Annotated in this window: 24 protein-coding genes and 1 tRNA gene; 1 reads left to right on the forward strand and 24 read right to left on the reverse strand. The window is 67.9% G+C overall.

Going from position 1 to position 24,825, the window contains the following annotated elements; genetic code table 11:
• Positions 1-2: 2 nt before the first annotated feature.
• The 24 genes from atpD to ACSDQ9_RS02525 all read right to left on the reverse strand — a co-directional run bounded on the left by atpD (position 3) and on the right by ACSDQ9_RS02525 (position 24,581).
• The gene (gene atpD / locus ACSDQ9_RS02410) at positions 3-1,454 is read right to left on the reverse strand and encodes a F0F1 ATP synthase subunit beta (protein ID WP_435143150.1); all 1,452 of its coding nucleotides are present in this window, start codon (positions 1,452-1,454) and stop codon (positions 3-5) included.
• 26 nt (positions 1,455-1,480) lie between these two features.
• A complete protein-coding gene (locus ACSDQ9_RS02415) occupies positions 1,481-2,392 on the reverse strand; it encodes a F0F1 ATP synthase subunit gamma (RefSeq protein WP_435143152.1) in 912 nt (303 codons plus the stop codon).
• A 5-nt stretch (positions 2,393-2,397) separates the two neighbouring features.
• Positions 2,398-4,035 (reverse strand): F0F1 ATP synthase subunit alpha, encoded by a 1,638-nt coding sequence (atpA, locus tag ACSDQ9_RS02420; RefSeq protein WP_435143154.1) that lies wholly within the window; start codon positions 4,033-4,035, stop codon positions 2,398-2,400.
• Positions 4,036-4,111: 76 nt separating this feature from the next.
• Entirely contained in the window at positions 4,112-4,900 is a 789-nt protein-coding gene (locus tag ACSDQ9_RS02425) for a F0F1 ATP synthase subunit delta (protein ID WP_435143156.1), read from the reverse strand.
• Positions 4,897-5,439 (reverse strand): F0F1 ATP synthase subunit B, encoded by a 543-nt coding sequence (locus ACSDQ9_RS02430; RefSeq protein ID WP_435143158.1) that lies wholly within the window; start codon positions 5,437-5,439, stop codon positions 4,897-4,899. Before ACSDQ9_RS02430 ends, ACSDQ9_RS02425 begins: the two co-directional genes overlap by 4 nt.
• A 17-nt stretch (positions 5,440-5,456) precedes the next feature.
• Positions 5,457-5,678 carry an ATP synthase F0 subunit C gene (gene atpE / locus ACSDQ9_RS02435; RefSeq protein WP_435143160.1) on the reverse strand — a complete coding sequence of 74 codons (222 nt, stop codon included), beginning with the start codon at positions 5,676-5,678 and terminating at the stop codon, positions 5,457-5,459.
• A gap of 67 nt (positions 5,679-5,745) precedes the next feature.
• Complete coding sequence (gene atpB, locus ACSDQ9_RS02440; protein WP_435143162.1) at positions 5,746-6,567, reverse strand: F0F1 ATP synthase subunit A; 822 nt, start codon at positions 6,565-6,567, stop codon at positions 5,746-5,748.
• Positions 6,568-6,850: 283 nt separating this feature from the next.
• Positions 6,851-7,291, reverse strand: a complete 441-nt coding sequence (locus ACSDQ9_RS02445) for a hypothetical protein (protein ID WP_435143164.1) — start codon at positions 7,289-7,291, stop codon at positions 6,851-6,853.
• The gene (locus ACSDQ9_RS02450; protein WP_435143166.1) at positions 7,288-8,412 is read right to left on the reverse strand and encodes an MraY family glycosyltransferase; all 1,125 of its coding nucleotides are present in this window, start codon (positions 8,410-8,412) and stop codon (positions 7,288-7,290) included. The genes ACSDQ9_RS02445 and ACSDQ9_RS02450 overlap by 4 nt, the downstream gene beginning before the upstream one ends.
• Before the next feature lies 1 nt (position 8,413).
• Positions 8,414-9,253, reverse strand: coding sequence for an L-threonylcarbamoyladenylate synthase (locus ACSDQ9_RS02455; protein ID WP_435143168.1), 840 nt, complete (start codon positions 9,251-9,253; stop codon positions 8,414-8,416).
• Between the two features lie 4 nt (positions 9,254-9,257).
• Positions 9,258-10,106 carry a N5-glutamine methyltransferase family protein gene (locus ACSDQ9_RS02460; protein ID WP_435143170.1) on the reverse strand — a complete coding sequence of 283 codons (849 nt, stop codon included), beginning with the start codon at positions 10,104-10,106 and terminating at the stop codon, positions 9,258-9,260.
• Complete coding sequence (gene prfA, locus ACSDQ9_RS02465; protein WP_435143172.1) at positions 10,103-11,170, reverse strand: peptide chain release factor 1; 1,068 nt, start codon at positions 11,168-11,170, stop codon at positions 10,103-10,105. The genes ACSDQ9_RS02460 and prfA overlap by 4 nt, the downstream gene beginning before the upstream one ends.
• Positions 11,171-11,263: 93 nt before the next feature.
• Positions 11,264-11,470 carry a 50S ribosomal protein L31 gene (rpmE, locus tag ACSDQ9_RS02470; RefSeq protein WP_435143174.1) on the reverse strand — a complete coding sequence of 69 codons (207 nt, stop codon included), beginning with the start codon at positions 11,468-11,470 and terminating at the stop codon, positions 11,264-11,266.
• 59 nt (positions 11,471-11,529) lie between these two features.
• Positions 11,530-12,189 (reverse strand): TetR/AcrR family transcriptional regulator, encoded by a 660-nt coding sequence (locus ACSDQ9_RS02475; RefSeq protein ID WP_435143175.1) that lies wholly within the window; start codon positions 12,187-12,189, stop codon positions 11,530-11,532.
• A 100-nt stretch (positions 12,190-12,289) separates the two neighbouring features.
• Positions 12,290-13,075, reverse strand: coding sequence for an ABC transporter ATP-binding protein (locus ACSDQ9_RS02480; protein ID WP_435143177.1), 786 nt, complete (start codon positions 13,073-13,075; stop codon positions 12,290-12,292).
• Positions 13,076-13,077: 2 nt separating this feature from the next.
• Positions 13,078-14,151: an ABC transporter ATP-binding protein gene (locus tag ACSDQ9_RS02485; protein ID WP_435143178.1), complete on the reverse strand. Its 1,074-nt coding sequence runs from the start codon at positions 14,149-14,151 to the stop codon at positions 13,078-13,080.
• On the reverse strand, positions 14,148-15,110 hold the full coding sequence (locus ACSDQ9_RS02490; RefSeq protein ID WP_435143180.1) for an ABC transporter permease: 963 nt from the start codon (positions 15,108-15,110) through the stop codon (positions 14,148-14,150). Before ACSDQ9_RS02490 ends, ACSDQ9_RS02485 begins: the two co-directional genes overlap by 4 nt.
• Positions 15,107-16,117, reverse strand: coding sequence for an ABC transporter permease (locus tag ACSDQ9_RS02495; protein WP_435143182.1), 1,011 nt, complete (start codon positions 16,115-16,117; stop codon positions 15,107-15,109). Before ACSDQ9_RS02495 ends, ACSDQ9_RS02490 begins: the two co-directional genes overlap by 4 nt.
• A gap of 82 nt (positions 16,118-16,199) precedes the next feature.
• Positions 16,200-17,996: an ABC transporter substrate-binding protein gene (locus tag ACSDQ9_RS02500; RefSeq protein ID WP_435143184.1), complete on the reverse strand. Its 1,797-nt coding sequence runs from the start codon at positions 17,994-17,996 to the stop codon at positions 16,200-16,202.
• Positions 17,997-18,281: 285 nt separating this feature from the next.
• Positions 18,282-20,195 (reverse strand): transcription termination factor Rho, encoded by a 1,914-nt coding sequence (gene rho, locus ACSDQ9_RS02505; RefSeq protein WP_435143186.1) that lies wholly within the window; start codon positions 20,193-20,195, stop codon positions 18,282-18,284.
• Between the two features lie 174 nt (positions 20,196-20,369).
• The gene (gene thrB / locus ACSDQ9_RS02510; RefSeq protein ID WP_435143188.1) at positions 20,370-21,284 is read right to left on the reverse strand and encodes a homoserine kinase; all 915 of its coding nucleotides are present in this window, start codon (positions 21,282-21,284) and stop codon (positions 20,370-20,372) included.
• Positions 21,284-22,618, reverse strand: coding sequence for a homoserine dehydrogenase (locus tag ACSDQ9_RS02515; protein ID WP_435143190.1), 1,335 nt, complete (start codon positions 22,616-22,618; stop codon positions 21,284-21,286). Before ACSDQ9_RS02515 ends, thrB begins: the two co-directional genes overlap by 1 nt.
• Complete coding sequence (gene lysA / locus ACSDQ9_RS02520; RefSeq protein ID WP_435143192.1) at positions 22,615-24,018, reverse strand: diaminopimelate decarboxylase; 1,404 nt, start codon at positions 24,016-24,018, stop codon at positions 22,615-22,617. The genes ACSDQ9_RS02515 and lysA overlap by 4 nt, the downstream gene beginning before the upstream one ends.
• Before the next feature lie 29 nt (positions 24,019-24,047).
• A complete protein-coding gene (locus tag ACSDQ9_RS02525) occupies positions 24,048-24,581 on the reverse strand; it encodes a hypothetical protein (RefSeq protein ID WP_435143194.1) in 534 nt (177 codons plus the stop codon).
• Between the two features lie 60 nt (positions 24,582-24,641).
• Here ACSDQ9_RS02525 and ACSDQ9_RS02530 point away from each other — a divergent pair.
• Positions 24,642-24,716 (forward strand) — tRNA-Arg (locus ACSDQ9_RS02530).
• Positions 24,717-24,825: the final 109 nt, after the last annotated feature.

Raw genomic sequence — 24,825 nt, forward strand, 5'->3', positions numbered from 1 at the left:
GATCAGGCTTCCTTCTGCATCTTCGACCAGTTCTCCATCACCATGTCCATGCCGCCCACGTTGAAGAAGGCCTGCTCGGCGATGTGGTCGACGTCACCGTTGCAGATCATCTGGAACGACTCGATGGTGTCCTTCAGCGGCACCGTCGAACCCTCGATCTGGGTGAACTTCTCGGCCATGTAGGTGTTCTGCGAGAGGAACTGCTGAATGCGACGGGCGCGGTTGACGATGATCTTGTCCTCTTCGGACAGCTCGTCGACGCCGAGGATCGCGATGATGTCCTGCAGTTCCTTGTTGCGCTGCAGAATCTGCTTCACGCGCACCGCGGTGTCGTAGTGATCCTGGCCCACGTACTGGGGGTCGAGGATGCGCGACGTCGAGGTGAGCGGATCCACGGCCGGGTACAGACCGCGGGAGGCAATCTCACGGCTGAGCTCGGTGGTGGCGTCCAGGTGCGCGAAGGTGGTGGCCGGCGCCGGGTCGGTGTAGTCGTCGGCGGGCACGTAGATCGCCTGCATCGAGGTGATCGAGTGGCCGCGGGTCGAGGTGATCCGCTCCTGCAACTGACCCATCTCGTCGGCCAGGTTGGGCTGGTAGCCCACGGCCGAGGGCATGCGACCCAGCAGGGTCGAGACCTCGGAACCGGCCTGGGTGAACCGGAAGATGTTGTCGATGAACAGCAGCACGTCCTGGTTCTGCACGTCGCGGAAGTACTCCGCCATCGTCAGCGCCGAGAGGGCCACGCGCAGACGGGTGCCCGGGGGCTCGTCCATCTGGCCGAAGACGAGCGCGGTGTCCTTGAACACCCCGGCCTCGTCCATCTCGTTGATCAGGTCGTTGCCCTCTCGGGTGCGCTCCCCCACACCGGCGAACACCGAGGTGCCACCGAAGTTGTGGGCGATGCGGTAGATCATCTCCTGGATGAGCACCGTCTTGCCCACGCCGGCGCCGCCGAACAGGCCGATCTTGCCGCCCTGCACGTAGGGGGTGAGCAGGTCGAGCACCTTGATGCCGGTCTCGAGCATCTCGGTCTTCGACTCGAGCTCGTCGAACTTCGGGGCGGCGCGGTGGATGGGCCAGCGCTCCGTGATCTCGAGGCTCGCCGGATCGGCGTTGAGCACGTCGCCGGTCACGTTCCACACGTGACCCTTGGTGACATCGCCCACGGGCACCGAGATGGGTGCACCGGTGTCGCGCACCTCGGCACCGCGCTGCATGCCGTCGGTCGGCTTCAGGGCGATGGCACGCACGGTGTCGTCGCCGATGTGCAGGGCGACCTCCATGGTCATGGTGCGCTTCTCGCCCATCACCTCGGTCTCGACCAGCAGGGCGTTCATGATGTCGGGCATCTGGTCGGCGGGGAACTCCACGTCGACCACGGGGCCGATGACGCGGCTGACCCGGCCAACTCCACCGGCCTTGCGGGCCTGGGGATCAACTTCAGTGGCAGTCATTGTCTCTCCAAAATCTTCCGTGGTCGTCACGCGTCTTGAGCGGCCTCGGCCAGTGCCGAGGCACCGCCGACGATCTCGCTGATTTCCTGGGTGATCTCGGCCTGACGCGCCTGGTTCTCCTGGCGGGTCAGGGTCTCGATCAAGGTCTGGGCATTGTCGGTGGCCGACTTCATGGCCTTCTGTCGGCTCGCGAGCTCCGAGGCCGCCGACTGCAGCAGGGCGAAGTGCACGCGGTTGGCCACGTAGAGCGGCAGCAGCCGATCGAGCACCGTCTCGGGGTCGGGCTCGAACTCGTAGGCGGGCAGCAGCTCACCGGGTGCCGGGGGCTCGGTGCCCTCGACGACCTCCAACGGCAACAGACGCACCACGGTGGGGGTCTGGGTCATCATCGAGACGAACCGGGTGTAGACGATGTGGATCTCGTCGACACCACCCTCCTCGGTCGGGGTGAGGAAGGCCTCGATCAGGGCATCGGCGATCTCACGGGCATGCGTGTAGGTCGGCGAGTCCGAGAACCCGTCCCAGGAGCGGGCGACCGCGCGCTTGCGGAACCCGTAGTAGCTGATGGCCTTGCGACCGGCCAGGTAGGGCAGCACTTCCTGCCCCTCCTCGTCGCGCAGACGGGCGGACAACTGCTCGCCGGCCTTGATGACCGACGACGAGTAGGCACCCGCCAGGCCACGGTCAGAGGTGACCAGCAGCATGGCCGACCGGGTCGGGTTCTCCACGTCGTTGGTCAGCGGGTGGTCGACGTCGGAGAACGTCGCCACCGCCGACACGGCGCGGAAGAGCTCGCGGCTGTACGGCGCGGCCGCATTCGCGGCCTGCTGCGCCTTCACGATGCGCGAGGCAGCGATCAGCTCCATCGCACGGGTGATCTTCTTCGTGGTCTGGACAGACTTCCGCCGCTGCCTGAGTTCACGCAGACTGGCTGGCACGTCGATCAGCCTCGCTTCTGCTTGACGATGGTCTCCTGACCGATCTCCTCTTCGGCGATCGGCTCGGCCTCTTCCTTGCCCAGGAGCAGCTTGCCCCCGGAGGTGCGGAAGCCCTGCTTGAACGAGGCGATGGCGGCCCGGGCGGCCTCGGCCTGGTCGTCGTCGAACTTCTGGGTCTCGGCGATGGTCTTCAGGATCGGCGTGTTGTGGCGCAGGTGCTCGAGCAGTTCCTGCTCGAAGCGCAGCACGTCGTCGACGGGCACGTCGTCGAACTCACCGGTGGTACCGGCCCACACGCTGATCACCTGCTCCTCGACCGGGTACGGCGCGTACTGACCCTGACGCAGCAACTCGGTGAGGCGGGCGCCCCGGTCGAGCTGACGACGGGTGGTGGCGTCTAGGTCCGAGGCGAACATCGCGAAGGCCTGCATGTCGCGGTACTGGGCCAGGTTCAGCTTCAGCGAACCGGCGACACCCTTCATGGCCTTGATCTGAGCCGCACCACCCACGCGCGACACCGAGACGCCGACGTCGATCGCGGGGCGCTGGTTGGCGTTGAACAGGTCGGACTGCAGGAAGATCTGGCCGTCGGTGATCGAGATCACGTTGGTCGGAATGTAGGCCGACACGTCGTTCGCCTTGGTCTCGATGATCGGCAGACCGGTCATCGAGCCGCCACCCAGCTCGTCCGAGAGCTTGGCGCAGCGCTCCAGCAGACGGGAGTGCAGGTAGAACACGTCGCCGGGGTAGGCCTCGCGGCCCGGGGGACGACGCAGCAGCAGCGACATGGCGCGGTAGGCCTCGGCCTGCTTGGTCAGGTCGTCGAAGATGATCAGCACGTGCTTGCCGGCGTACATCCAGTGCTGGCCGATGGCCGAACCCGCGTAGGGGGCGATGTACTTGTAGCCGGCCGGGTCGGAGGCGGGGGCGTGGACGATGGTGGTGTACTCCAGCGCGCCGGCCGCCTCGAGGGCGCCGCGCACCTCGGCGACGGTCGAACCCTTCTGACCGACGGCGACGTAGATGCAGCGCACCTGCTTCTTCTCGTCGCCCGACTCCCAGTTGGCCTTCTGGTTGATGATCGTGTCGATCGCCAAGGCGGTCTTGCCGGTCTTGCGGTCACCGATGATCAGCTGACGCTGACCGCGACCGATCGGCACCATCGCGTCGATGGCCTTCAGACCGGTCTGCAGCGGCTCGCGCACCTCCTGGCGGTCCATCACGCCGGCGGCCTGCAGCTCGAGGGCGCGGCGGCCGTCGATGTCGGTGATCTCGCCCAGTCCGTCGATGGGGTTGCCCATGGCGTCGACGACACGACCCAGGAAGCCGTCACCGACGGGAACCGAGAGCACCTCGCCGGTGCGGCTCACCGACGAGCCCTCCTCGATGCCCTCCGAGTTGCCGAGCACCACGACGCCGATCTCGCGCACGTCGAGGTTCAAGGCGATGCCCATGGTGCCGTTCTCGAACTTCAGCAGCTCGTTGGCCATGGCAGAGGGCAGGCCCTCGACCCGGGCGATGCCGTCGCCGGAGGTCACGACGGTGCCGACCTCTTCGCGGTTGGCCGCCTCAGGGGTGTAGTTCTGGACAAAGCTGTCCAGGGCGTCGCGGATCTCGTCCGGACGAATCGTCAGTTCCGTCATGGCGTCCTCATCTCAAGAATTTCTGGGTGGCGACGGCAGCCGCCGGTTGAAGTTGTCGGGCACGGCCCAGGGCCTGTCAGGCCAGTTGCCGGCGGGCGTCCTCGAGCCGGCGCGAGACGGTTCCCTCGATCACGTCGTCGCCGACGCGCACCCGAAGACCGCCCAGGACCGTCGGGTCGATGGTGACCTGCAGGTCGACGGCACGCCCGAGCTGCTTGACGAGCGCGGCCCGCAGACGGGACTGCTGCTCGTCCGACAACGGAGCCGCGGCGACCACCTTGGCGACACTGCGCTCGCGCAGCTGCGCCGCCACCTGGCCGTAGCCGTCGAGGGCGTCGGACAGGTTGCGGGCCCGCAGGGCGCGCTTGGCGAGACCGCGGACGACGTCGGAGGTTTTGCCCTCCAGCAGTCGGTCCACGACCTGCTGGCGTGCGCCCAGGTCGGCCCGCGCGTCGGTCAGGGCGTCTCGGAGATCGCCGTTGCCCTGCACGGTGCGGTTGAACCGGAACAGGTCGTCGGCGGCTCGGTCGAGCTCGCCGGCGGCCTGGGCCTGCTTGAGCGAGGCCCGGACGGCCTGCCGCTCGACGGCCGCGCTGAGCGCACCCATCGAGGGCCACCGCAGCGAGACGGCCTCACGCAGCACGGCGAGGGTCGTGGCCGAGAGCCGCGACCCGAACAGCCGGTCGACCAGATCGGTCTTGGCCTGGGACGTGGCGTCGGGATCAGAGAGGGCGCGGCGCAGGGCCGTCGCCTCCCCGAGCACGTCGACGACCGCGAACAGTTCGTCACCGGTGCCGGGCCCGACCGCGGAACGGTCGAGCACGGCATCGAGCTGGCGGGCGCGGCTTTCGGTCACGGCACTCATGACGGCTGTCCCGCCTTGTCGGAGGCCTCGAGCTCGGCGATGAAGCGATCGACGGTGTTGCGGGCACGGGCATCGTCGGTGAGGGACTCCCCGACGATCTTGCCGGCCAGCGTGGTGGCGAGACCGCCCACCTCACTCTTCAACTGCTGCATGGCCTGCGCACGCTCCGCCTCGAGCTGGGCGCGGGTCTGCTCGACGATGCGAGCCGACTCCTTGGTCGCCTGGTCACGCATCTCTGCGATGATCTGCGCGCCCTGGTTCTTGGCGTCCTCGCGGATCTTGGCTGCCTCCTCGCGGGCGTCGGCCAGCTGGGTGCGGTACTCGGCGAGTGCCGCCTCAGCTTCGGCCTGAGCCTTCTCGGCCCGCTCCATGCCGCCCTGGATCGAATCCGTACGCTCGGCGTACATCTTCTCGAAGGCAGGCACGACCTTGGCACGCATCACCAGGTAGATCAGGATCATCAGCACGACGCCGACGATGATCTCCGAGAGATAGTGCGGAAGGAGCGGCCCAAGGTCGATCTCGAGGGGCGCCCACATGCTGGGGCCCATCGAGATCACGACAGAACGAAGGCGAGGGCGATGCCGATGATGGCCAGAGCCTCAACCACGGCGAAGCCGATGAAGGCGGTGCTCATCATGGCGCCACGAGCCTCGGGCTGACGAGCGGTTCCGTTGATGACGGCCGCGAAGATCATGGCCACACCGATGGCCGGGCCAAGGGTCGCCAGGCCGTAGCCGATCATGTTGATCGAGCCGCCGATTTCCATGGGGGTCATGTGGATTCCTTTCGGATTGCTCTCCACCGGCGTGGAGAAGTTCTGGGGTGGGGCTGGTGGTCCCGAATCAGTGGGACTCGGCCAGCGAACTGGAGATGTACTGAGCGGTCAGCACGGTGAAGATGTAGGCCTGCAGGGCCCCGACGAACAGCTCCAGGCACAGGATCGCGAAGCTGAACAGCAACGAGACGCCACCGGAGACGTTGTAGAACAGGTTGTCGGAGTAGGTCAGCAGGAAGGCGCCACCCACCACGAACACCGAGACCACCAGGTGGCCGGCGAACAGGTTGGCGAACAGACGCAGGGCCAGCGTGATCGGGCGGGTGATGAAGTTCGACAGGAACTCCAGCGGGATGATCAGGCCCCACAGGTACCACGGCACACCCGAGGGCAGCAGCGAGTTCTTGATGTAGGTCAGGCCGTGGCGCTTGAGGCCGGCACCGATGTAGATCACCCAGGTGAGCAGCGCCAGACCGTAGGCGAAACCGACGCGCGAGAAGGTCGGGAACATGAACAGGAAGAACTGCCCGAACAGGTTGTTGACCAAGATGAAGCTGAACAGGCCCAGCAGGTACGGCAGGTACTTGCGGTAGTCATGCCCCAGCAGGTCGCGGGCGATGCCGTTGCGCACGAAGTCGTAGACGAACTCCGAGATGAACTGTCCCTTCGAGGGAACCGCCTTGAGCTTGCGGGAAGCCAGCAGCCACACGAGGATCACAATCGCCGCACCCAGCAACGCCTGGAAGATCACCCGGTCGAACTGCGGCACGCCGAACAGCTCGTTGAAGTAGAAGTCCTCGACCGACGGCTTGTGGTAACCGCCGCCTCCCTCGTGACCGCTCGTCTCCAACGGGAGCAGGGTCTGCAGGGGCAGAAGGGGGATCAGCATGGCCGCTCCGCGGTGCTCATCATCGTGTCGGGCTCCCGTATCGCTTGACGATCAAGTAAAGGCTCAGTCCGAGTCCGAGAATCAAGCCAACTGGAAGCATCCAGACCTGGCCCAGGAAGTGAGCGCCCGCCCAGCCGAGACCCCCGTAGAGGAGGATTCCCGACAAGACGTAACTCAGCACCACCATGCCATCGTCACCGTTGCCGGACCCGACAGGCGGAGTCTTCTTGGAACTCTCGTCGTCCATGTCGATCGTGACTCTAGCAGCAGAACTCGGGGCTGGTCACACTCGCTCGTCCGCTTCTTCCGCGGAGTCGTACACCGGGATGCGCAGGTGGGCGTGGGCCCAGAACATGCCGGCAAGCCACGCCACCAGCACGAGCCCGACTCCCCAACAGAAGGGCACCGGACGAAAGGCCTCGGCCAGCCGCTGCGAGCGCTGCACCGCCAGCAGTGCTCCGCCCAGCAAGGCCGCTCTGACAAGGTAACTCATCAGAGTGAGCCCCAGCCCTTGGCGCGGGTCCAGTTCGCCGGCCAACAACTGCACGCCCTGCCCGGCGGCGAAGAAGAGCAGCACCAGCGCTCCCCCGGCGGCGGCATTGCCGAGACCGACGGCTCCGGCTGTGAACCATCCCACACCCAGCGCCACCAGCAGCGCCGCCTGGGCGAACAGCAGCGAACTGCGCATCATCGACGACAGCAGGCGGGCACTCACGCTGCTCATGCGGCACCGCTCGTGCCGGCCGGCGCCGGCTGGGAGCGTCGTCCCCGCAGCAGCGTGACCACCGTGGCCACGACGACGGCGACGCACGTGCCCCCGATCGTCCAGGCGTTCGTGCGCATGCCGATGGCCACGGTGCCGAAGCTCAGGATCGCGGTCCACAGGTACATCACGCCCACGGCCCCGGCCTGGGAGTGGCCCTTCTGCAGCAACCGGTGGTGCAGGTGCTGCTTGTCGGCGACGAACCACCAGTTGCCGTTCATCGTGCGCCTGACGTAGGCCATCACGAGATCGAGCAGCGGGATCGCCATGATGGCGAACGGCAGCACGATCGGCAGGTAGCTCGGCACCAGCGAGCCGTTGGTGGCCGACAGGGCCGACGAGTCGATCTGGCCCGTCAGGGAGATCACCGAGCAGGCCATCAGCAGCCCCAGCAGCAGGGCGCCGGAGTCACCCATGAACATGCGGGCCGGCGAGAAGTTGTGCGGCAGGAAGCCCAGGCAGACTCCGGTCACCCCGACGGTGACCAGGCTCGCGGTGGTCGCGCGGGTGATGTCCTGCTCGTAGGCCAACAGGTAGGTGTAGACGAAGAAGGCCCCGGCGCCGATGGCGACCACACCGGCCGCCAGCCCGTCGAGTCCGTCGACGAAGTTGACGGCATTGGCGCACAGCACGATGAAGAAGACGGTGATCACGATCGACGAGGCCTGGTCGAGCGCGAAGATCGAGTTGGCCAGCGGGATCCAGTACATGCGCACGCCGTTGGTGACCACGATGGCCGCGGCCAGGATCTGACCCGCGAACTTGGCCAGCGCCGGCAGATCGATCAGGTCGTCGAGCACGCCGACGACGCAGATCACGAGCCCTGCCAGCAGGATCGACATGGAGTCGTGGCTGACGAGGGCGAATCGTCCGAGGAAGGGCAGTTGCGCCGCCAACAACAGCGCCCCGGCGATGCCACCGAGCATCGCGACTCCCCCGAAGTAGGGAATCGGCACCGCGTGCACGTCACGGTCGCGCACCATGGCCAGGGCGCCCACGCGCAGGGCGATCCGCCGGCACATGCCGGCGAGCAGGTACGTGGTCATCGCCGCGGTCAGCAGCACCAGCAGGTACTCGCGCATGTCAGCTCTGGGCCGGCTCCTCGGCGGCCTCGACGGGGCCACCCTCCTCGATCATGTCCTCCACCGCGGCCTCCTCGGCCGTCTCGGTCTCGGGCTCTGCCGGGGCCTCGTCGACCTCCTCGACCTCCGTGACAGGCGCGAACTCCCCCAGGTCGAGGTCGGGCAACAGTTCCTGCAGGGCCTCGACGGTCAGGGCCCCGAGGCGCACCAGGCGGCCGGCGTCCGAGCCCGAGAAGTCGACGATGGACGAGGGCGACATGCCCGGTGTCGGCCCCCCGTCGAGATAGACGGCGATCGACTCACCCAGCTGGTCGACGGCCTCGTCGACGGTGGTGGCGGCGGGGTTGCCCGAGATGTTGGCCGAGCTGACCGCCAGCGGGCCGGTGCGACGCAGCAGGGCGCGCGTGCCCTCGTGGTCGGGCACCCGCACCGCGATGGTGCCGGCGGTCTCCCCCAGATCCATGCCGAGACTCGACTGGGCCTTGAGAATGACGGTCAGCGCACCCGGCCAGTGGGCGGCGGTCAGCGTCGCGGCCGCCTCGGGCACCTCCTGGGCCAGCGAGCCCAGCATGATGGCGTCGGAGATCAGCACCGGCGGCGGCATGTCACGCCCCCGCACCTTCGCGTTCAACAGGGCCTGCACCGCGTCGGCATTGGTGGCATCGGCGGCCACCCCGTAGACGGTGTCGGTGGGAATGACGATCACGCGACCCTCGCGAATGGCGTCGACGGCGGCCCGGTAGCTCGCCTCCAGCTCGTCGGCCGGCGCGTCGGCGGCCAAACTGTGGCGCTGCCAGGTCGCTTCGACGGGCAGGCCGGGTGCGGTCTCGTTCTCGCTCACCCGATCATCCTGCCACGGCCGTCGTGAACCGCGGACGACTCACCAGATCGGGGTGGGTGTGCACCTCGCGCAGGCCGGCGGCAGCGAACAGGTCGCGGACGGCCTCGGCGTGGGATTCGTCGTGCTCGCAGCCAACCGCGCCACCCACCTCGCCGGCGGGCGCGGTCGTCGCCGGACGCAACAGCCGGGCAGCCAAGGTGGCGACCACGCGGATGGCGTCGAGCCCGTCGGTACCCGAGAAGACGGCCAGCTCCGGGTCGCGGGTGACCTCGTCGGGCACCCGCGTGCTGGTGGGCACGTAGGGCGGGTTCACCACCAGCACGTCGACGGTGCCGTCGAGGTCGGGCCACGCGTCGGCCAGGTCGCCCAGCCGCAGGTCAACGGCGGTGCCCGCCAGGTTGCGTGCTGCCCACGCGTGGGCCTCGGGGCTGAGCTCGACGGCGTACTGCCGGTGCCCTGGGGCCTCGTCGGCGATGGCCAGGCTGATGGCACCCGAGCCGGTGCAGGGCTCGGCCACCACGCGGCCGGGGGCGGAGCCGCGCAGCCGATCGATGGCCCAGCCGGCGAGCAGTTCGGTCTCTGGCCGGGGCACGAACACGCCCGGGCCCACCTCGACGCGCACGTGCCGGAACCACGCCTCGCCGGTGATGTGCTGCAGGGGATCCCCTGCCAGCCGGCGGGCCACGGCCGCCTCGAGCCGGGCGCGCTGGTCCTCGTCCAGGGCTCCGACGAGGAAGACCCGGTCGGACGTGACGCCCGCCGCGTGGGCGAGCAGCAGGCGCGCCTCTGCGTCGGCGCTGACCACACCGCCCGCCGCGAGCCGATCGGAGAGGGCGCGCAGGTCGCCACTCATGCGCGGGCCAGTCGGTCGGCGAGGTCGGCGGCCTGCAGGGCTTCGACGAGCGCCTCCAGGTCACCGGCCAACACCTGGTCGAGATTGTGGGCCTTGTAACCGATCCGGTGGTCGGCGACCCGGTTCTCGGGGAAGTTGTAGGTGCGAATCCGCTCGGAACGGTCGACCGTACGCACCTGCGAGCTGCGGGCGGCCTGGGCCGAGGCGGCGGCCTGCTCCTCGGCCATGGCGACGAGGCGGGCACGCAACATGCGCATCGCCTGCTCACGGTTCTGCAACTGGCTGCGTTCGTTCTGGCAGGTGACCACGGTACCCGTCGGCAGGTGGGTGATCCGCACCGCCGAGTCGGTCGTGTTCACGCCCTGGCCACCGGGCCCCGACGACCGGTAGACGTCGATGCGCAGGTCGGACTCGTTCACCTCGACCTCGTCGGCCTCGATGTCGGGCATCACCAGCACGCCGGCCGCCGAGGTGTGGATCCTGCCCTGCGACTCGGTCACCGGCACGCGCTGCACCCGGTGCACGCCACCCTCGAACTTGAGCACGCCGAATGGCAGCCGGGCCGGTTCGGTCGAGGCCTGGGCCTGGGCCGAGAAGGTGACCGACTTGAAGCCGCCCAGGTCGGTCTCCTGAGCGTCCAGCAGCGCGATCTTCCAGCCCACGTGCTCGGCGTAGCGGGAATACATGGCGAACAGGTCCGCCGCGAACAGCGCCGACTCCTCCCCGCCCTCGCCGGCCTTGATCTCGACGATGGCGTCGAAGGCGTCGTGGGGGTCGCGCGGCGCCAGCAGTTCGCTCACCCGGCGCTCGGCAGCGACCAACGCCTCGTCCAGCGTGTCGGCCTCGGCGGCGAACTCGGCGTCGTCGGCGGCCAGTTCCCGCGCGGCCGCGGCGTCGAGCCGGAGCCCGTCGCGCTCGTCCAGCGCCCGGACGATGCCCGACAGTTCCGAATAGCGGCGACCCACCCGCCGGCTGGTCGCGACGTCACCCAGCACTGCGGGATCGGCCAACTGCCGCTCCAACTCGGAGTGTTCTCGGCGCAGGGTGTCGGCGACGTCGGCCACGGGCGGTTCCTTCCTGGGGGCTGGGCTGGTCACGAAAGACGACGACCCCCCGCGATGCTGCGGGGGGTCGTCGGAGCCTGACTGGTCAGCAGCTCATTTCTTGGCGTAGCGACGCTCGAAGCGGGCCACGCGGCCGCCGGTGTCGAGAATCTTCTGCTTGCCGGTGTAGAACGGGTGGCACTCGGAGCAGACGTCAGCCGACAGCTGACCGCCCTTCGCGGTGCTCTTGGTGGTGAACGTCGCGCCACAGGTGCAGGTGACCGTGGTCTCGACGTATTCGGGGTGGATACCCTGCTTCATGGTTTCTCCTTGGGGTCAGTGCTCCGGGTCGCAGGAGTGCGTGAACCGGGGCCGAGGACCTATTGTGCCACGCCGTCGTCCGCGAGACGAATCAGCACCTGCCGCAGCCAGGTCGGCGGGTCGAAGCCCGGGTTGCGGTCCTGCACGACCAACCCCGTGGCGTGCGACTCGAGCAGATGGACGAAGGCCTGGTCGCGGTCGGGGAAGAAGTTCAACTGGCCGGCGATCTCGAGGCTGACGAAGCCGTGCACGCACGCCCAGAACATGGCGGCGACGGCACCGACGTGCCCGGTGATCAGGCCCTTGTCCGCGCAGCGCTGCAGCCCGACCAGCAGCGGTTGCATCGCGGCCGCCGACGGGTCGGTGAGTTCCTCCGATGCCTCCCGGAACATGCCCACGTAGAAGTGCGGGTGGGCGAGCGCCCACCGGCGGTAGTCGCAGCCGAGCGCGCGCAGGTCGGCGAGGGGGTCGTCCCCCTGCGGGACGGCGCGCTGCGACCGTCCGAAACTGTCGAAGGCCGCGGCATTGACTGCCGTGACCAGATCGTCCTTCGATCCGAACAGCGAGTAGATCGCGGTGGTCGAGGTGCCGGTGGCGGTGGCGACCTGACGCAGGTTCAGCCCGGCCCGGCCATGTTGCGCGATCATGCGGGATGCTTCTTGGATCAGACTCTCGCGCAGAGATTCGTCGTGCACTTTGGGTCTTGTCACGATGGCCATCCAAGCACAGCCGGGCGATGCTTCCGACCAACGCGGCCAGACGCGACGGGGCGGGGCCGGTCCATGACCGACCCCGCCCCGACGGGTGCCCCGGTGGGCGTCAGCTCACCAGTTCACCGAGGTCGCCGTGCAGCTTGGGCACGTCGGCCAGCAGTTGCTTGGTGTACTCGTGCTGGGGGTTGAACACCACGTCCTTGCTGGTGCCCTGCTCGACCATGTCGCCCTTCTGCATCACCAACATCCGGTCGGCCACGTAGGTGGCCTGGCCGATGTCGTGGGTGATGATCATGACGGTGGTGCCGAGGTTGTCACGCAGATCGCGCAACACGTTCAGCACGTTCACGCGCAGTGACGCATCCAACATCGAGGTCGCCTCGTCGGCCAGCAGCAACTTCGGCCGCATCATCAGCGCCCGCGCGATCATGATGCGCTGCCGCTGACCGCCCGAGAGCTCGTGCGGATGCTTCTTGAGCACGTCACCGGCCTCGAACCCCACGTGGTGCAGGGCCTCCTCCATGCGTGCCTTGGCCTCCGACTTGTTCTCGATCAGCTTCGCCGACCGGTCGAGCAGACGCTCGACGGTGAAGAACTGGTTGAACGCGCTGAACGGGTCCTGGAAGACCGCCTGCACGTCGGCCCAGTACCGCTTCGACTGCAGGAAGTTCAGCTTGGTGACATCCCTTCCGTCGAAGGTCATGGTGCCGCCGGAACTGGGCAGCAGGCCCAGCACCAACCGGGCGAGGGTCGACTTGCCCGACCCCGACTCGCCCACGACCGCGGTGATGGTGCCCTCCTCCAGGGCGAAGGTGGCCCCCTTCACCGCGTGGACGGCGCCCTTGCCGCTGCCGAAGGTCTTGGCGATGTTGTCCGCCTCGAACAGTGCCATCGTCAGGCCCCCTTCCCGGCCGTCAGCTTCGCGACGCCGTCCTCATCGACCTCGTCGTTGCGGCGCAGCACGTCCTCGATGCGGATCAGCTCCTGGGGGTGCTGCTGCGACCAGTGGCAGCGGGCGAAGGCGAGATCGTTGCCCTGCGCCTTCGGCATGGTCTGGGCACAGATGTCCATCGCCAGCCCGCAGCGCGGGTGGAAACGGCACCCACTGGGCGGCTTGGCCAGGCTGGGGGGCGACCCCTTGATGCCCTCGACCCGCTTGTCCAGGGTCTCCTGCTCGGGCGCCAGCACGGCGTTCAGCAGGGCCTTGGAGTACGGGTGACGCGGACGCTCGGCGATGTCGTCGGCCGTGGCCACCTCGACGATCTGGCCCGCGTACATCACGGCGATGCGGTCGGAGATCGTCTTCAGCAGCGGCAGGTCGTGGGTGACGAAGATGACGCCCTTCATGATGTCCTGGTTGAGCATCTCCCGGAGCATCTCGACCAGCGCGCGCTGGCTCGAGACGTCGAGGGCCGAGGTGGGCTCGTCCGCGATCAGCAACTTGGGGTTGAGCAGGGTCGAGATCACGGTGATCACGCGCTGCTTCATACCGCCCGACAGCTGGTGCGGGTAGGAATCGAGCGCCCGGGGCGGCAGCCCCAGATTCTTCATGCGGTCCCGCGCGAGGTCGAGGCACTCGTCCTTCGACAGCTTGGTGCCGTGCGCCCGCATCACGTCGACGACGAGGCCACGAATCTTGGCCGTGGCCGACAACGAGTTGAGGGCACCCTGCGGGAGCATCGACACGACCTCGCCGCGCCAGGTGCGGGGCACCTTGTTCTCGTGACCGAGCTCGAGCGTCTGCCCGTCGATCGTGATCGTGCCACCGATCGGGTAGAGCGGCGGACGAGCGGTCAGCGCGAGCACGTTACCGAGGGTGGACTTGCCACACCCCGACTCGCCGGCGCAGCCGACGATCTCGCCCTCGTTGACGAACAGGCTGACGTTGTCGACGGCGCGAACTTCCTTGCCATCGGGCGTGTGGTAGGCGGCCGAGATCTGCTTGGCCTCCAACAGTCGCTTGCTCATGGCTTGACCTCCTCGGTCGTGCGGTCGACCGCGGCGGCTTCCATCATGGCCGCCGGCCCGACGGCCGAACCCGCCGCGGGCAGGAACTCGTCCTCGTCGGTGGTGGTGGAAGGGATCGCCTTCAGCTTCTTGCCGCGACGCAGGCGCGGGTTGAACAGCTCGTCCAGGCTGGACTGCAGCAGGAACAGCGAGAAGGCGATCAGCGTCAGCATGATCGTGGGCGGAATGAACGCCCACCAGGCGCCGACGCGGATCGAACCCCAGGCGAGTGCCCAGTTGAGCATCATGCCGATCGAGACGATGCCCGACGGGCCCAGACCCAGCATCGACAGGGACGATTCGGTGAGGATGGCGCTGGCCACCTGCAACACGAACGCCATCACGACGTAGCTCAGCAGGTACGGCAGCACGTCCCAGACGAGGATGCTCCAGAAGTTCGCACCCGACATCTTGGCGACCTCGATGTGTTCACGCGTTCGCACCGAGGTGGCCTGGGCGCGCACGGCGCGGGCCGTCCACGGCCACGACGTGATGCCGATGACCAGGGCCAACGTGATGATGCCGCGCGAGGGCAGCGAGACCGAGAGCAGGATGACGATCACGATGCCGGGAATGGCCAGCACGATGTTCGTCAGACCCATCAGGATCTCTTCGATCATGCCGCCGGCGTACCCGGCGACCAGTCCGATCACCAGGCCGATGGCGCTGGCCACGAGTCCGGCGATCAGGCCCACCAGCAGCGAGGTGCGGGTGCCGTAGACGAGGTTCGCCACCACCGACTGCCCCTCGTTGTCGGTGCCGAGCAGGCCACCGAGACCGGGGTGTGAACCCGGCTTGTCGTAGAGGCCACCGATCGAGGCATTGGGGTCGACCCCCACGATGAACGGGCCGAGGAAGCCGATCACCAGCACCAGCAGCACCAGGAAGGCCGCCACGTAGAAACGCGCGGAGAACCTCATGACTTGTCACCTCCCTGGGTGGCGCGGATGCGCGGATCGATCAGGCCATACAAGACCTCGACGGCGAAGTTGGCCAGCAGCACGGTGACCGTGATGATCAGCGTGATCGCCTGGATCACGGGGTAGTCACTGGCGCCGATGGCGGTGAACAACAGCGATCCCATGCCGGGATAGTTGAACACCAGTTCGGTGATCAGGGCGCCGCCCACCAGACCGCCGATCGACAGGGCCAGGCCCGTGATCTGCGGAAGCATGGCGTTGCGGAAGATGTAGCGCACCATCTGGGAATCGCGCATGCCCAGCCCGCGACCGTAGTTCACGTAGTCGGAGCCGAGTTCGTAGATGGCCATCGAACGCATGCCCACGGCCTGCCCACCGATGAAGATGAGCACCAGCGACCAGAAGGGCAACCACCAGTAACTGATGGCGTCCATGAAGAACGCCATGGTCGGCTCGGGTGTCAGACCCAGCGAGTAGGCGCGGCCCAGCGGGAAGATCGGCTGCCACACGGCGAGACCGAACAGCAGCAGGATGGCCAGGCAGTAGTAGGGCATCGACGACAGGAACAGCGAACCCACGAAGGCTCCGCGGTCGAACCAACCGCCCTTGAAGGCCGCGACTGCGCCGAGCAGGTTGCCGACGACCCAGCCCACGATGATGGCGGGCAACTGAATGGCGATCGACCAGGGCAGGGCCTCACTGATGAGCCCCTTGACAGGCGCCGGGTACTGGCTGAACGACGTGCCCAGATCACCCTGGACGAGGTTCTGCAGGTAGAGCAGGAACTGCTGCCACCAGGGCTTGTCGAGCCCGAATTCCTTGACGTATTGCGTGTAGACCTGCTGCAGCTGTTCCGAGCCGGCTCCACCCTGGGCCAGACGCCCCACGAGGGCGTCGACGGGGTTGCCGGGGATCAGACGGGGCAGGAAGTAGTTGAGCAGCAGTGCCACGAAGAGCGCGGCGACGTACCACAGGAGCTTGCGAATCAGATAGCGGCCGAAGCCCATGACTCCCCCTTCCGGGAATGATGCTGGCGCCCGTTGGCGGCGGCACCAGGTGCCGCCGCCAACGGGATCATGGACGAGAAGATCAGGCTCCGACCTTCTTGATCTTGAACAGCCACATCATTCCGGCGCCGGTGAACGTCGGGGGTGCGTAGGGATCGTCCTCGGTGGGGAAACCGGTCCAGGTGCCGGTGTTGAACTCGAAGAACTGGCTCGGGCGGTACATCACGGGCACGGCCGGGATGTTCTTGCGGAAGACCTCGTCGAGCGCCTGGTAGGCCGCCTTGGCCTTGGCCTCGTCGTCACCCGCCGAAGCAGCATCGGCGAGCAGGCCCTTGACCGACGGATCCGAGAAGCGACCGTAGTTCCAGTAGGCACGCTGCCCGATGGGGGCGACGCCCTCGTCCAGCAGGTAGTCACGGAAGCGGGTCCACGGGCTGGCGGGGCCGATGCCGGCGTAGTTCCAGTGGGCCAGCTCGAAGTTGCCGTTCTGGATGGCGTCGGTCACCTGCGGGGCCTGCGGGAAGTTCGTGGCCACGTCGATGCCGATCTCCTTCAGCGACTTGGCGATGATCTCGCAGGAGGTGTTCCAGTCGGTCCAGCCGGTGGGGGTGATCAGCTTCCACGGGCCCAGACGGGTGCCGTCGGGCAGCACGTAGATGCCGTCGGAACCCTTGGTGGCCTTGGCGTCCTGCTCCAGGATCTGGATCGCCTTCTCCTTGTCGTACTTCCAGCCGGTCTTGTCGACGGCGGCCTGGTCGAAGTACTTCTCCTCGGAGCCCTTGGGGATGATGATCGAGGCCGAGATCTCCGCGGAGTACTCGCTCATCGCCTTGGCCGAGATGTCGGCGTAGTTGATGGCGTGGGCGATGGCGCGACGCACGTTGACGTCGCTGATGCCCTTCTTCGACAGGTTGAAGATCAGCGACGGCATGCCACCGGGCAGGTAGTACGGCTTCTCCTTGAGGTAGGTCGAGACCGGCTTCTTCTTGTCCTCCCACATCTTCCAGATCTGCGGGGTGAACTGCTGGCTGACGTCGACCTCACCCGACTCGAGCTTCAGGTCACCGTCGTTGTTGGACTTGAAGATGGGGTGAACGATCTTCTTGGGCGCCGGGATGCCGAAGGCGGTCTTGCCCCAGTAGTCCTCGTTGAGGGCGTAGACGACCTGGGTGGCGTCGTAGCTCTCGAGCTTGTAGGGGCCCGAACCGAGCGGCTTGAGGTTGGCGTCGCTGGGGAGCTTGTCGGGGGCGATGCTGCCGTAGTACGACTTCGGCAGGATGGCCACGTTGGCGAGGTTGTCGCGCACCAGCAGCGGGTTGCCAGCGGCGCCGGTCTTCAGCTTCAGCTGGATGACCCGGCCGTTGGCGGTCATGGACTCGACGTAGTTCCAGAAGCTGGAGTAGCCCACCGAGGCGGTCTTGGCCAGCTCGAAGGTGAAGATCACGTCATCGGGGGTCAGCTCCGAGCCGTCGCTCCACTTGGTGCCCTCCTGCATGGGCAGTTCCCAGGTGGAGTCGTCGACGACCTTGAGTTCGGTCGCCAGACCGGGGGTCAGGCTGCCGTCGAGCTGGTTGAAGCGCACCAGCGACTCGTACATGATCTGCATCGAGCCGGTCGCGCCGCCGAAGGCCGGCGAGGGGTTCAGCGGGCTGAAGCTGGTGGGGGCGCCCCACTGCATGCCCGCGAAGAACAGCGTGTCACCGGAGACACCGCTGCGCAGCGGCTTGGCACCGGGTGCCCCGCTCGCACCGGTGGTGCTGGTACCGGTGTTGCCGGGAGTGTTCGTCGCGGTGCCACAGGCCGTCAGTGCGAGGCCTGCGGTGGCCGCGGCCGCCAGGCCGAGGAACCCACGGCGAGTGGGCGTCCACGAAGTGTTCATGATGCTCCTTTGCATGCTCTGTTCTCGTCCACCGGGTCGACGTCGAACCCGGGGCACCGATCCCGTCGCCGGGGGCGGGCTCAGCTGCGCGCACCGGGTTCGGGGACCTGACAGAACTGAATCACCATTCAGTCAGTTTCGCGAGAGTGTTCATGAAACCGTGACCTAACCGTGAACAAAGCAGAACGCCCCATCCGAGCGGATGGGGCGTTCGTGCTTGCCAGCGGCGGTTTGGGCGGTCGTACAGAATCGGTTCTGTTGTTGCCCTTCCCGGCCGCTCCCGTCTCAGCCCTCGGTCGAGGGGGTGGTGCGGGAAATCACGGCCAGGAACTCGTTGTTGGTCTGCGTCTTGCGCAGTCGCGAGAGCAGCATCTCCAGAGCCGCCTGGTCCTCCAGGCCCGACAGCACCCGGCGCAGCTTCCACATGATGGCCAGCTCTTCGCGGCCGAGCAGCAGCTCCTCGCGGCGGGTGCCCGAGGCGTCGACGTTGATGGCCGGGAAGATGCGCTTGTCTGCCAGCTGCCGCTGCAGCCTGAGCTCCATGTTGCCGGTGCCCTTGAACTCCTCGAAGATCACCTCGTCCATGCGCGAGCCGGTCTCGATGAGGGCCGTCGCCAAGATGGTCAGCGAGCCGCCGTTCTCGATGTTGCGCGCCGCACCGAAGAACTTCTTCGGCGGGTACAGCGCCGCGGAGTCGACACCGCCCGACAGGATGCGACCCGACGCCGGGGCGGCCAGGTTGTAGGCGCGGCCCAGTCGGGTGATGCCGTCGAGCAGCACCGCGACGTCGTGACCCAGCTCGACCAGACGCTTGGCCCGCTCGATCGCCAGCTCCGAGATCATGGTGTGATCCTCGGCCGGACGGTCGAACGTCGAGGCGATCACCTCACCCGAGACGGTGCGCTGGAAGTCGGTCACCTCTTCGGGGCGCTCGTCGACGAGAACCACCATCAGGTGCACCTCGGGGTTGTTGGCCGCGATCGCGTTGGCGATGTTCTGCATGATCATCGTCTTGCCGGCCTTCGGGGGCGAGACGATCAGGCCACGCTGGCCCTTGCCGATCGGCGAGACCAGGTCGATGATGCGGCCCGTCATGTTCGTCGCCGTGGTCTCGAGCCGCAACCGCTCCTGCGGGTAGAGGGGCGTCAACTTGGTGAACTCGGGACGATGACGCATCGTCTCGGGATCGGCGTTGTTGATCGTCTCGACCTTGACCAGCGGGGCGAACTTCTGGCTGCGGTCGCCCTCCTTGGGCGCGCGCATCTGCCCGGTGACCACGTCGCCGCGGCGCAGACCGTACTTGCGCACCTGCGAGATCGACAGGTAGGCGTCGTTGGGCCCCGGCAGGTAGCCCTGCGTGCGCACACAGGCGTAGTTGTCGAGCACGTCGAGAATGCCCCGCACCGGCACGAGCACGTCATCGTCGGAGATGGTGGGCTCGTCGGCGAGACCCTGACCACCCGAGCTGCGGTTGCCGCGGCGGTTCTGCCGGTCGCGCTGGCGACGGCGACGGCTGCGGCGGCCGCCCGACTCGTCATCGAAGTCGAAGCCACCCTGGTTGTTCTGGTTGCCCCGGTTCTGGTTCCCCGAGTTCTGGTTGTTCTGGTTGCCCGAGTTCTGGCGATCGCCGATCTGGCGGTCCGAGTTCTGGCGATCGTTATTCTGGCGGTCCGAGTTCTGGTTGCCCGAGTTCTGGTTGCCCGAGTTCTGGCGATCGTTGTTTTGGCGATCGTTGTTTTGGCGATCGCTGTTCTGGCGGTTGCGCTCCCGACGGCTCTCCCCCGCCTGCGTGTCGGCCTGGCCCGAGTCGCCCGTGGTCTGGGCCGACTCCTCGCCACCGTCGCCGGATTGGTCGCCGCGACGGCGCCGACGGCGACCGCCGCCCTCGCCGGTCTGGGTCTCGGCCGTCAGCTGTGCCAGCCGTGCGCCGACCTCGTCGACGGTCGTCGAGGGGCGGGCCTCGGCCTGCGGTTCGGCCTCGCGGCGCTCCCGCTGCGGAGCCGGCTCTCGCTGCTGAGTCGGTTCGGATTGGGGGCGAGCGGACGAGGTGTGGGGCGCTCCACCGCCCTGACGAGCACCGATGGCGGCGACGAGGTCGGCCTTGCGCATCTTGTTGGCGCCCTGAATGCCCAGTCCCGAAGCAATCGACTTCAGTTCGGGCAGGAGCTTGCCGGTCAGTCCGGCGTTGGATTCGGTCACGAAGGTCCCTTCGGAGGGTGCAGGTGAGCTCTCGGGACGGGCCCGTTCACCAATGAGATGGACTTCTCCCAGCCACGCGCGATCGTGACGATCATCAGCGCGATCTGAGTGCTGCCGGAGTCCTCGGCGGTATGACACGAACAGGTGTCGCGCACCACCATAGCAGCGTGGGTGTCAGTCCACCCACGCCGCCTCGCCGCGCACCACGTGGGCACCTCGTCCGATCCGCGCTCGGCGAACGGTGAAACCGTCGGCAGAGACCGTGTCGGCCTCGGCCAGTTGTTCGGGCGTTCCGAGGGCGATGATGGTGGTGCCGGCCCCCGACACGGCCGCGGCCACACCCGCGGCACGCAGGCGAAGGCGCAGCCGGTGCGAGTCCGGCATCAGCGAGGCCCGCTGCTCCTGGTGCAGCCAGTCGCGGGTGGCCTCCCACAACTGGTCGGGAGCACCGGCGAGGGCATGCACCAACAGGGCGGCCCGGCTGGCCTGGTTGATGACCGCCGACCGCCGCAGGGTGCCGGGCAGCACCCGCCTGGCCTTGGCGGTCGACAGCCCGGCCGGAGGCACGTACACCAGGGCCTCGATGCGGGGGTCGACCTGCAGGTTCACCAACCCAACCTGGTCGGCGTCCATCCAGGCGAGCACCGCTCCCCCATGCACCACCGCGCCGGCATTGTCGGGGTGGCCCTCGATGCGCGACGACCGATCGAGCAGCCACTCGCGGTCCAGTTCGGTACCCGGACGAGCCATCGCCCACGCGCACACCAGGCCGGCTCCGATGGCGGCGGCCGACGAGCCCAGCCCCCGGCTGTGCGGGATGACGTTGTGGGCCCGCAGGTGCAGTCCGTGGTGCGGCTCGGGGTGACCCAGGTCGACCAACCCTTGCCGAATGGCGGTGACCACCAGGTGCGATTCGTCGCGGGGCACCTCGTCCGCCCCCTCACCCGAGAGGGTGAATCCCAACCGGTCCGAGGTGGTGACGGTGACCTCGTCGTACAGGTCGAGCGCCAGCCCCATCGCGTCGAAACCGGGGCCGAGATTGGCCGAGGTGGCCGGCACTCGCACCGTCACCGACATGTCGGGGTCCATCACACGCCTTCGACGCGCAGCACGCGCACACCTCGGGGCACGAAGTCACTGGCCTCGAGCTTGGCCACGCACGCCTGCAACTGCTCCTCGGTCGCGGTGTGGGTGAGCATGCCCAGGGTCGCCGAGATCTCGTCGCCGCGCGACAACGCCTCGATGGTCGACTGCTGAACCGTCTGCACCGACACCTCGTGCTCGGCGAAGATCTGCGCGGCGGCCGCCAGGATGCCCGGCTTGTCGCGCACCTCGAAGCGCAGGAAGTACCGGGTCACCGACGCCCCCAACGGGGCCACCTTGCGCTGCGTGTAGCTGGTCTGCGCCGGGCCGGCGACCCCGCGCACCCGGTTGCGGGCCACGGTGACCAGGTCGCCCATCACGGCCGAGGCGGTGGGCGCTCCCCCGGCGCCCGGGCCCAGGAACATCAGCCGACCGGCCTCCCGGGACTCGACGAAGATGGCGTTGTAGGCCCCCTTCACCGAGGCGAGGGGGTGATCCTGGGGAACCATCGCCGGGTGTACCTTCACGGTCACCGACTGGTCGTCGTTGAGGTGGGCGATGGCGATCAGCTTGACCTCGAAACCCATGCCTTGGGCGGCCGCGATGTCGTCGGGCTCCAGCCGGGTGATCCCCTCGCGATACACCTCGGAACCACGCACATTGGTGTGGAAGGCGAGCGAGGCCAGAATGGCGGCCTTGGCCGCGGCGTCGAAGCCCTCGACATCGGCGGTCGGATCCGCCTCCGCGTAACCCAGGGCCTGTGCCTCGGCGAGCACGTCGGCGTAGGCGCCGCCGTCAGACATCTTGTCGAGGATGAAGTTGGTGGTGCCGTTGACGATGCCCATCACCGTGGTGATCTCGTCGCCGACCAGCGACTCCCGCAACGGGCGGATGATCGGGATCGCGCCGGCCACGGCGGCCTCGAAATACAGGTCGACACCCTCACGCTCGGCGAGGCTCGACAGTTCGGCACCGTGCTGGGCCAGCAGCGCCTTGTTGGCGGTGACCACCGAGGCACCATGCTCGATGGCGGTGCGCACCAGGGTGTGCACCGGGTCGATGCCGCCGATCACCTCGATGACCACGTCGAGGTCGTCGCGGCTGACCAACCCCAGGGCATCGGTGGTGAACAGGTCGGGATCCAGACCCTCGCGGGGGCGCTCGAGGTCACGCACGGCGATGCCCACCAGTTCGACCTGCCCACCAATGCGAGCCTCGATGTCGGCGGTCTGCTGGGTGAGCAGGCGCGCCACCTGCGTTCCGACGACACCGCAGCCCAACAGGGCGATCTTGAGCGGTTCCTTCACCGCGGTCTCCTTCAGCTGTGCCGACGTGATCATGCGCCGACGTCCAGACCGAGCAGGTCGTCCAACGTCTCGCGACGCAGCAAGGTTGTCACCACACCGTCACGCACCGCCACCACGGGTGGCTTGGTGGCGTGGTTGTAGTTCGAGGCCATCGAGCGGGAGTAGGCGCCGTTGGCGGGCACACCGATCAGGTCGCCGGGAGCGATGTCACCGGGCAGGAAGACGTCACGGACGATGATGTCGCCGGCCTCGCAGTGCTTGCCCACCACGCGGCAGAGCACGGGCGGCGCCTCGCTGGTGCGGTTGACCACGGCGGCGGAGTACTCGGCGGCGTAGAGCGCCGTGCGGATGTTGTCGCTCATGCCACCGTCGACCGACACGTAGACGCGGCTCTGGCCGCCGTCGAGCTCCACGGTCTTGACGGTGCCGACGGTGTAGACCGCGGTGCCGGCCGGGCCAACGATGGCTCGTCCGGGCTCGATCGACATCCGGGGCACGGCCAGCCCGAAGCCACGGGCCTCGTGCTCGACGATCTCGCGCAGGTCGCTGGCCAACTGGTCGGGCGTGGCCGGGGAGTCCTGGCTGGTGTAACGGATGCCGAAACCACCGCCCAGGTCGAGCTCGGGCAACTGTGCGCCGGTGGCCGCATGGAACTGCGCCAGCAGCTTCATGGTGCGGCGGGCCGCGACCTCGAAGCCCTGGGTGGCGAAGATCTGCGAACCGATGTGACTGTGGATGCCGGCCAGCCGGATGCGCGGGTGGTAGTTGCAGCGCACCATGGCGACCATGGCCGCCCCGTTGGCGATCGAGAAACCGAACTTCTGGTCCTCGTGAGCGGTGGCGATGTACTCGTGGGTGTGCGCCTCGACCCCGACCGTCACCCGCACCAACACGGTGGCAGGGCGGTCGAGTTCCTCGGTGATCTGCTCGAGCCGGGCGATCTCGTCGAGGGAGTCGACCACGATGCGACCGATGCCGTGCTCGACGGCGAGCCGCAGTTCCTCGACGGACTTGTTGTTGCCGTGCAGGCCGATCTTCTCCGGCGGCACCCCGGCACGCAGGGCGGTCACCAGTTCACCGAGACTGCACACGTCGAGGCTGAGCCCCTCCTCGAGCGCCCAGCGCGCCACCGCGCGGGTGAGCAGCGCCTTGCCGGCGTAGAACACGTCCCAATCGGCGAAGGCCTCGCGGAAGGCGGCGGCCCGCGAGCGGAAGTCGCGCTCGTCCATCACGTACACCGGGGTCGCCGTTTCGTCGACGATCGCACCGATGCCCAGGCCGCCGATGCTGACCTCGCCCGTGTCGGTGCGCGTGGTGGTGCGGCTCCAGAGCTCGGTGTCGAGGGCGTTGACGTCGCTGGGGCGGTCCAACCATTGCGGTCCGGCGCCCCAGACGTCGGCGTGGGTGACGCCGGCAACGTGCATGTGGGTCATGCGCCCAAGGGTGCCATGCCGCTCGGGGGTCAACCCCCGGCGACCACCACGTCGAGACGCTTGGCCACGGTGCGCAGCACCAGGTCGAGCCCCGCGCTGCTCGGGCGGTCGTCGACGCTGACGTGCCACGTCGCCGAATCCAGCGGGCCGAAGGCCGTCGGGGTGGCCCGCACTCCCCACAGGGTGAACCACTGCCCGAGCGTCACCTCGTCGTTGCCACGGCCCTCGAGCCAGACCTGACCGGTCTCGTCGTGGGTGTGCGCGGGCGCCTGCACGGCCCGCACGCGATCGACGCCGATGTGGGCGGGGATGACCATGGGCTGGCTGTCGAGGGTGAGGGTCATGGTGAACACGTGCGGGTCGGAGGTGTCGTTCAGCGGGAGTTCCGGCAGCCCGGCCGCCCGCAGGTTCGAGACGGCGTCGCGGGGTGCATCCCACGGCGGCGCGCTGGTGCGGGCGACGAAGGGGGCCGGGGCGGCCTGTCGGACGCACCCGGCAGTTCCCCCGCAGGCGGCGCCTGCCACGGCGAGCAGTGTGGCGAACTGGCGTCGGGACACGGGCATGGTGGCGAGTGTAGACACCCGCTGAGGGCTGCTAGTGTTGGGCAGGCCCGAGGCCGCAAGGCCCCCGTAGCTCAGGGGATAGAGCACCGCCCTCCGGAGGCGGGAGCGCAGGTTCGAATCCTGCCGGGGGCGCCACTACTGGCGCATCAGTGATGAGGGGGTCTCGTGGAGCACACGCAGCGCCCCACGACGTCACAGCCCCCCACGTCCGAACCCCAGCGTCTTCCTTGGAAGCGCCGCTGGT

Origin of the sequence: Aestuariimicrobium soli, assembly GCF_051192575.1 — a bacterium.
Lineage (GTDB): Bacteria > Actinomycetota > Actinomycetes > Propionibacteriales > Propionibacteriaceae > Aestuariimicrobium > Aestuariimicrobium soli.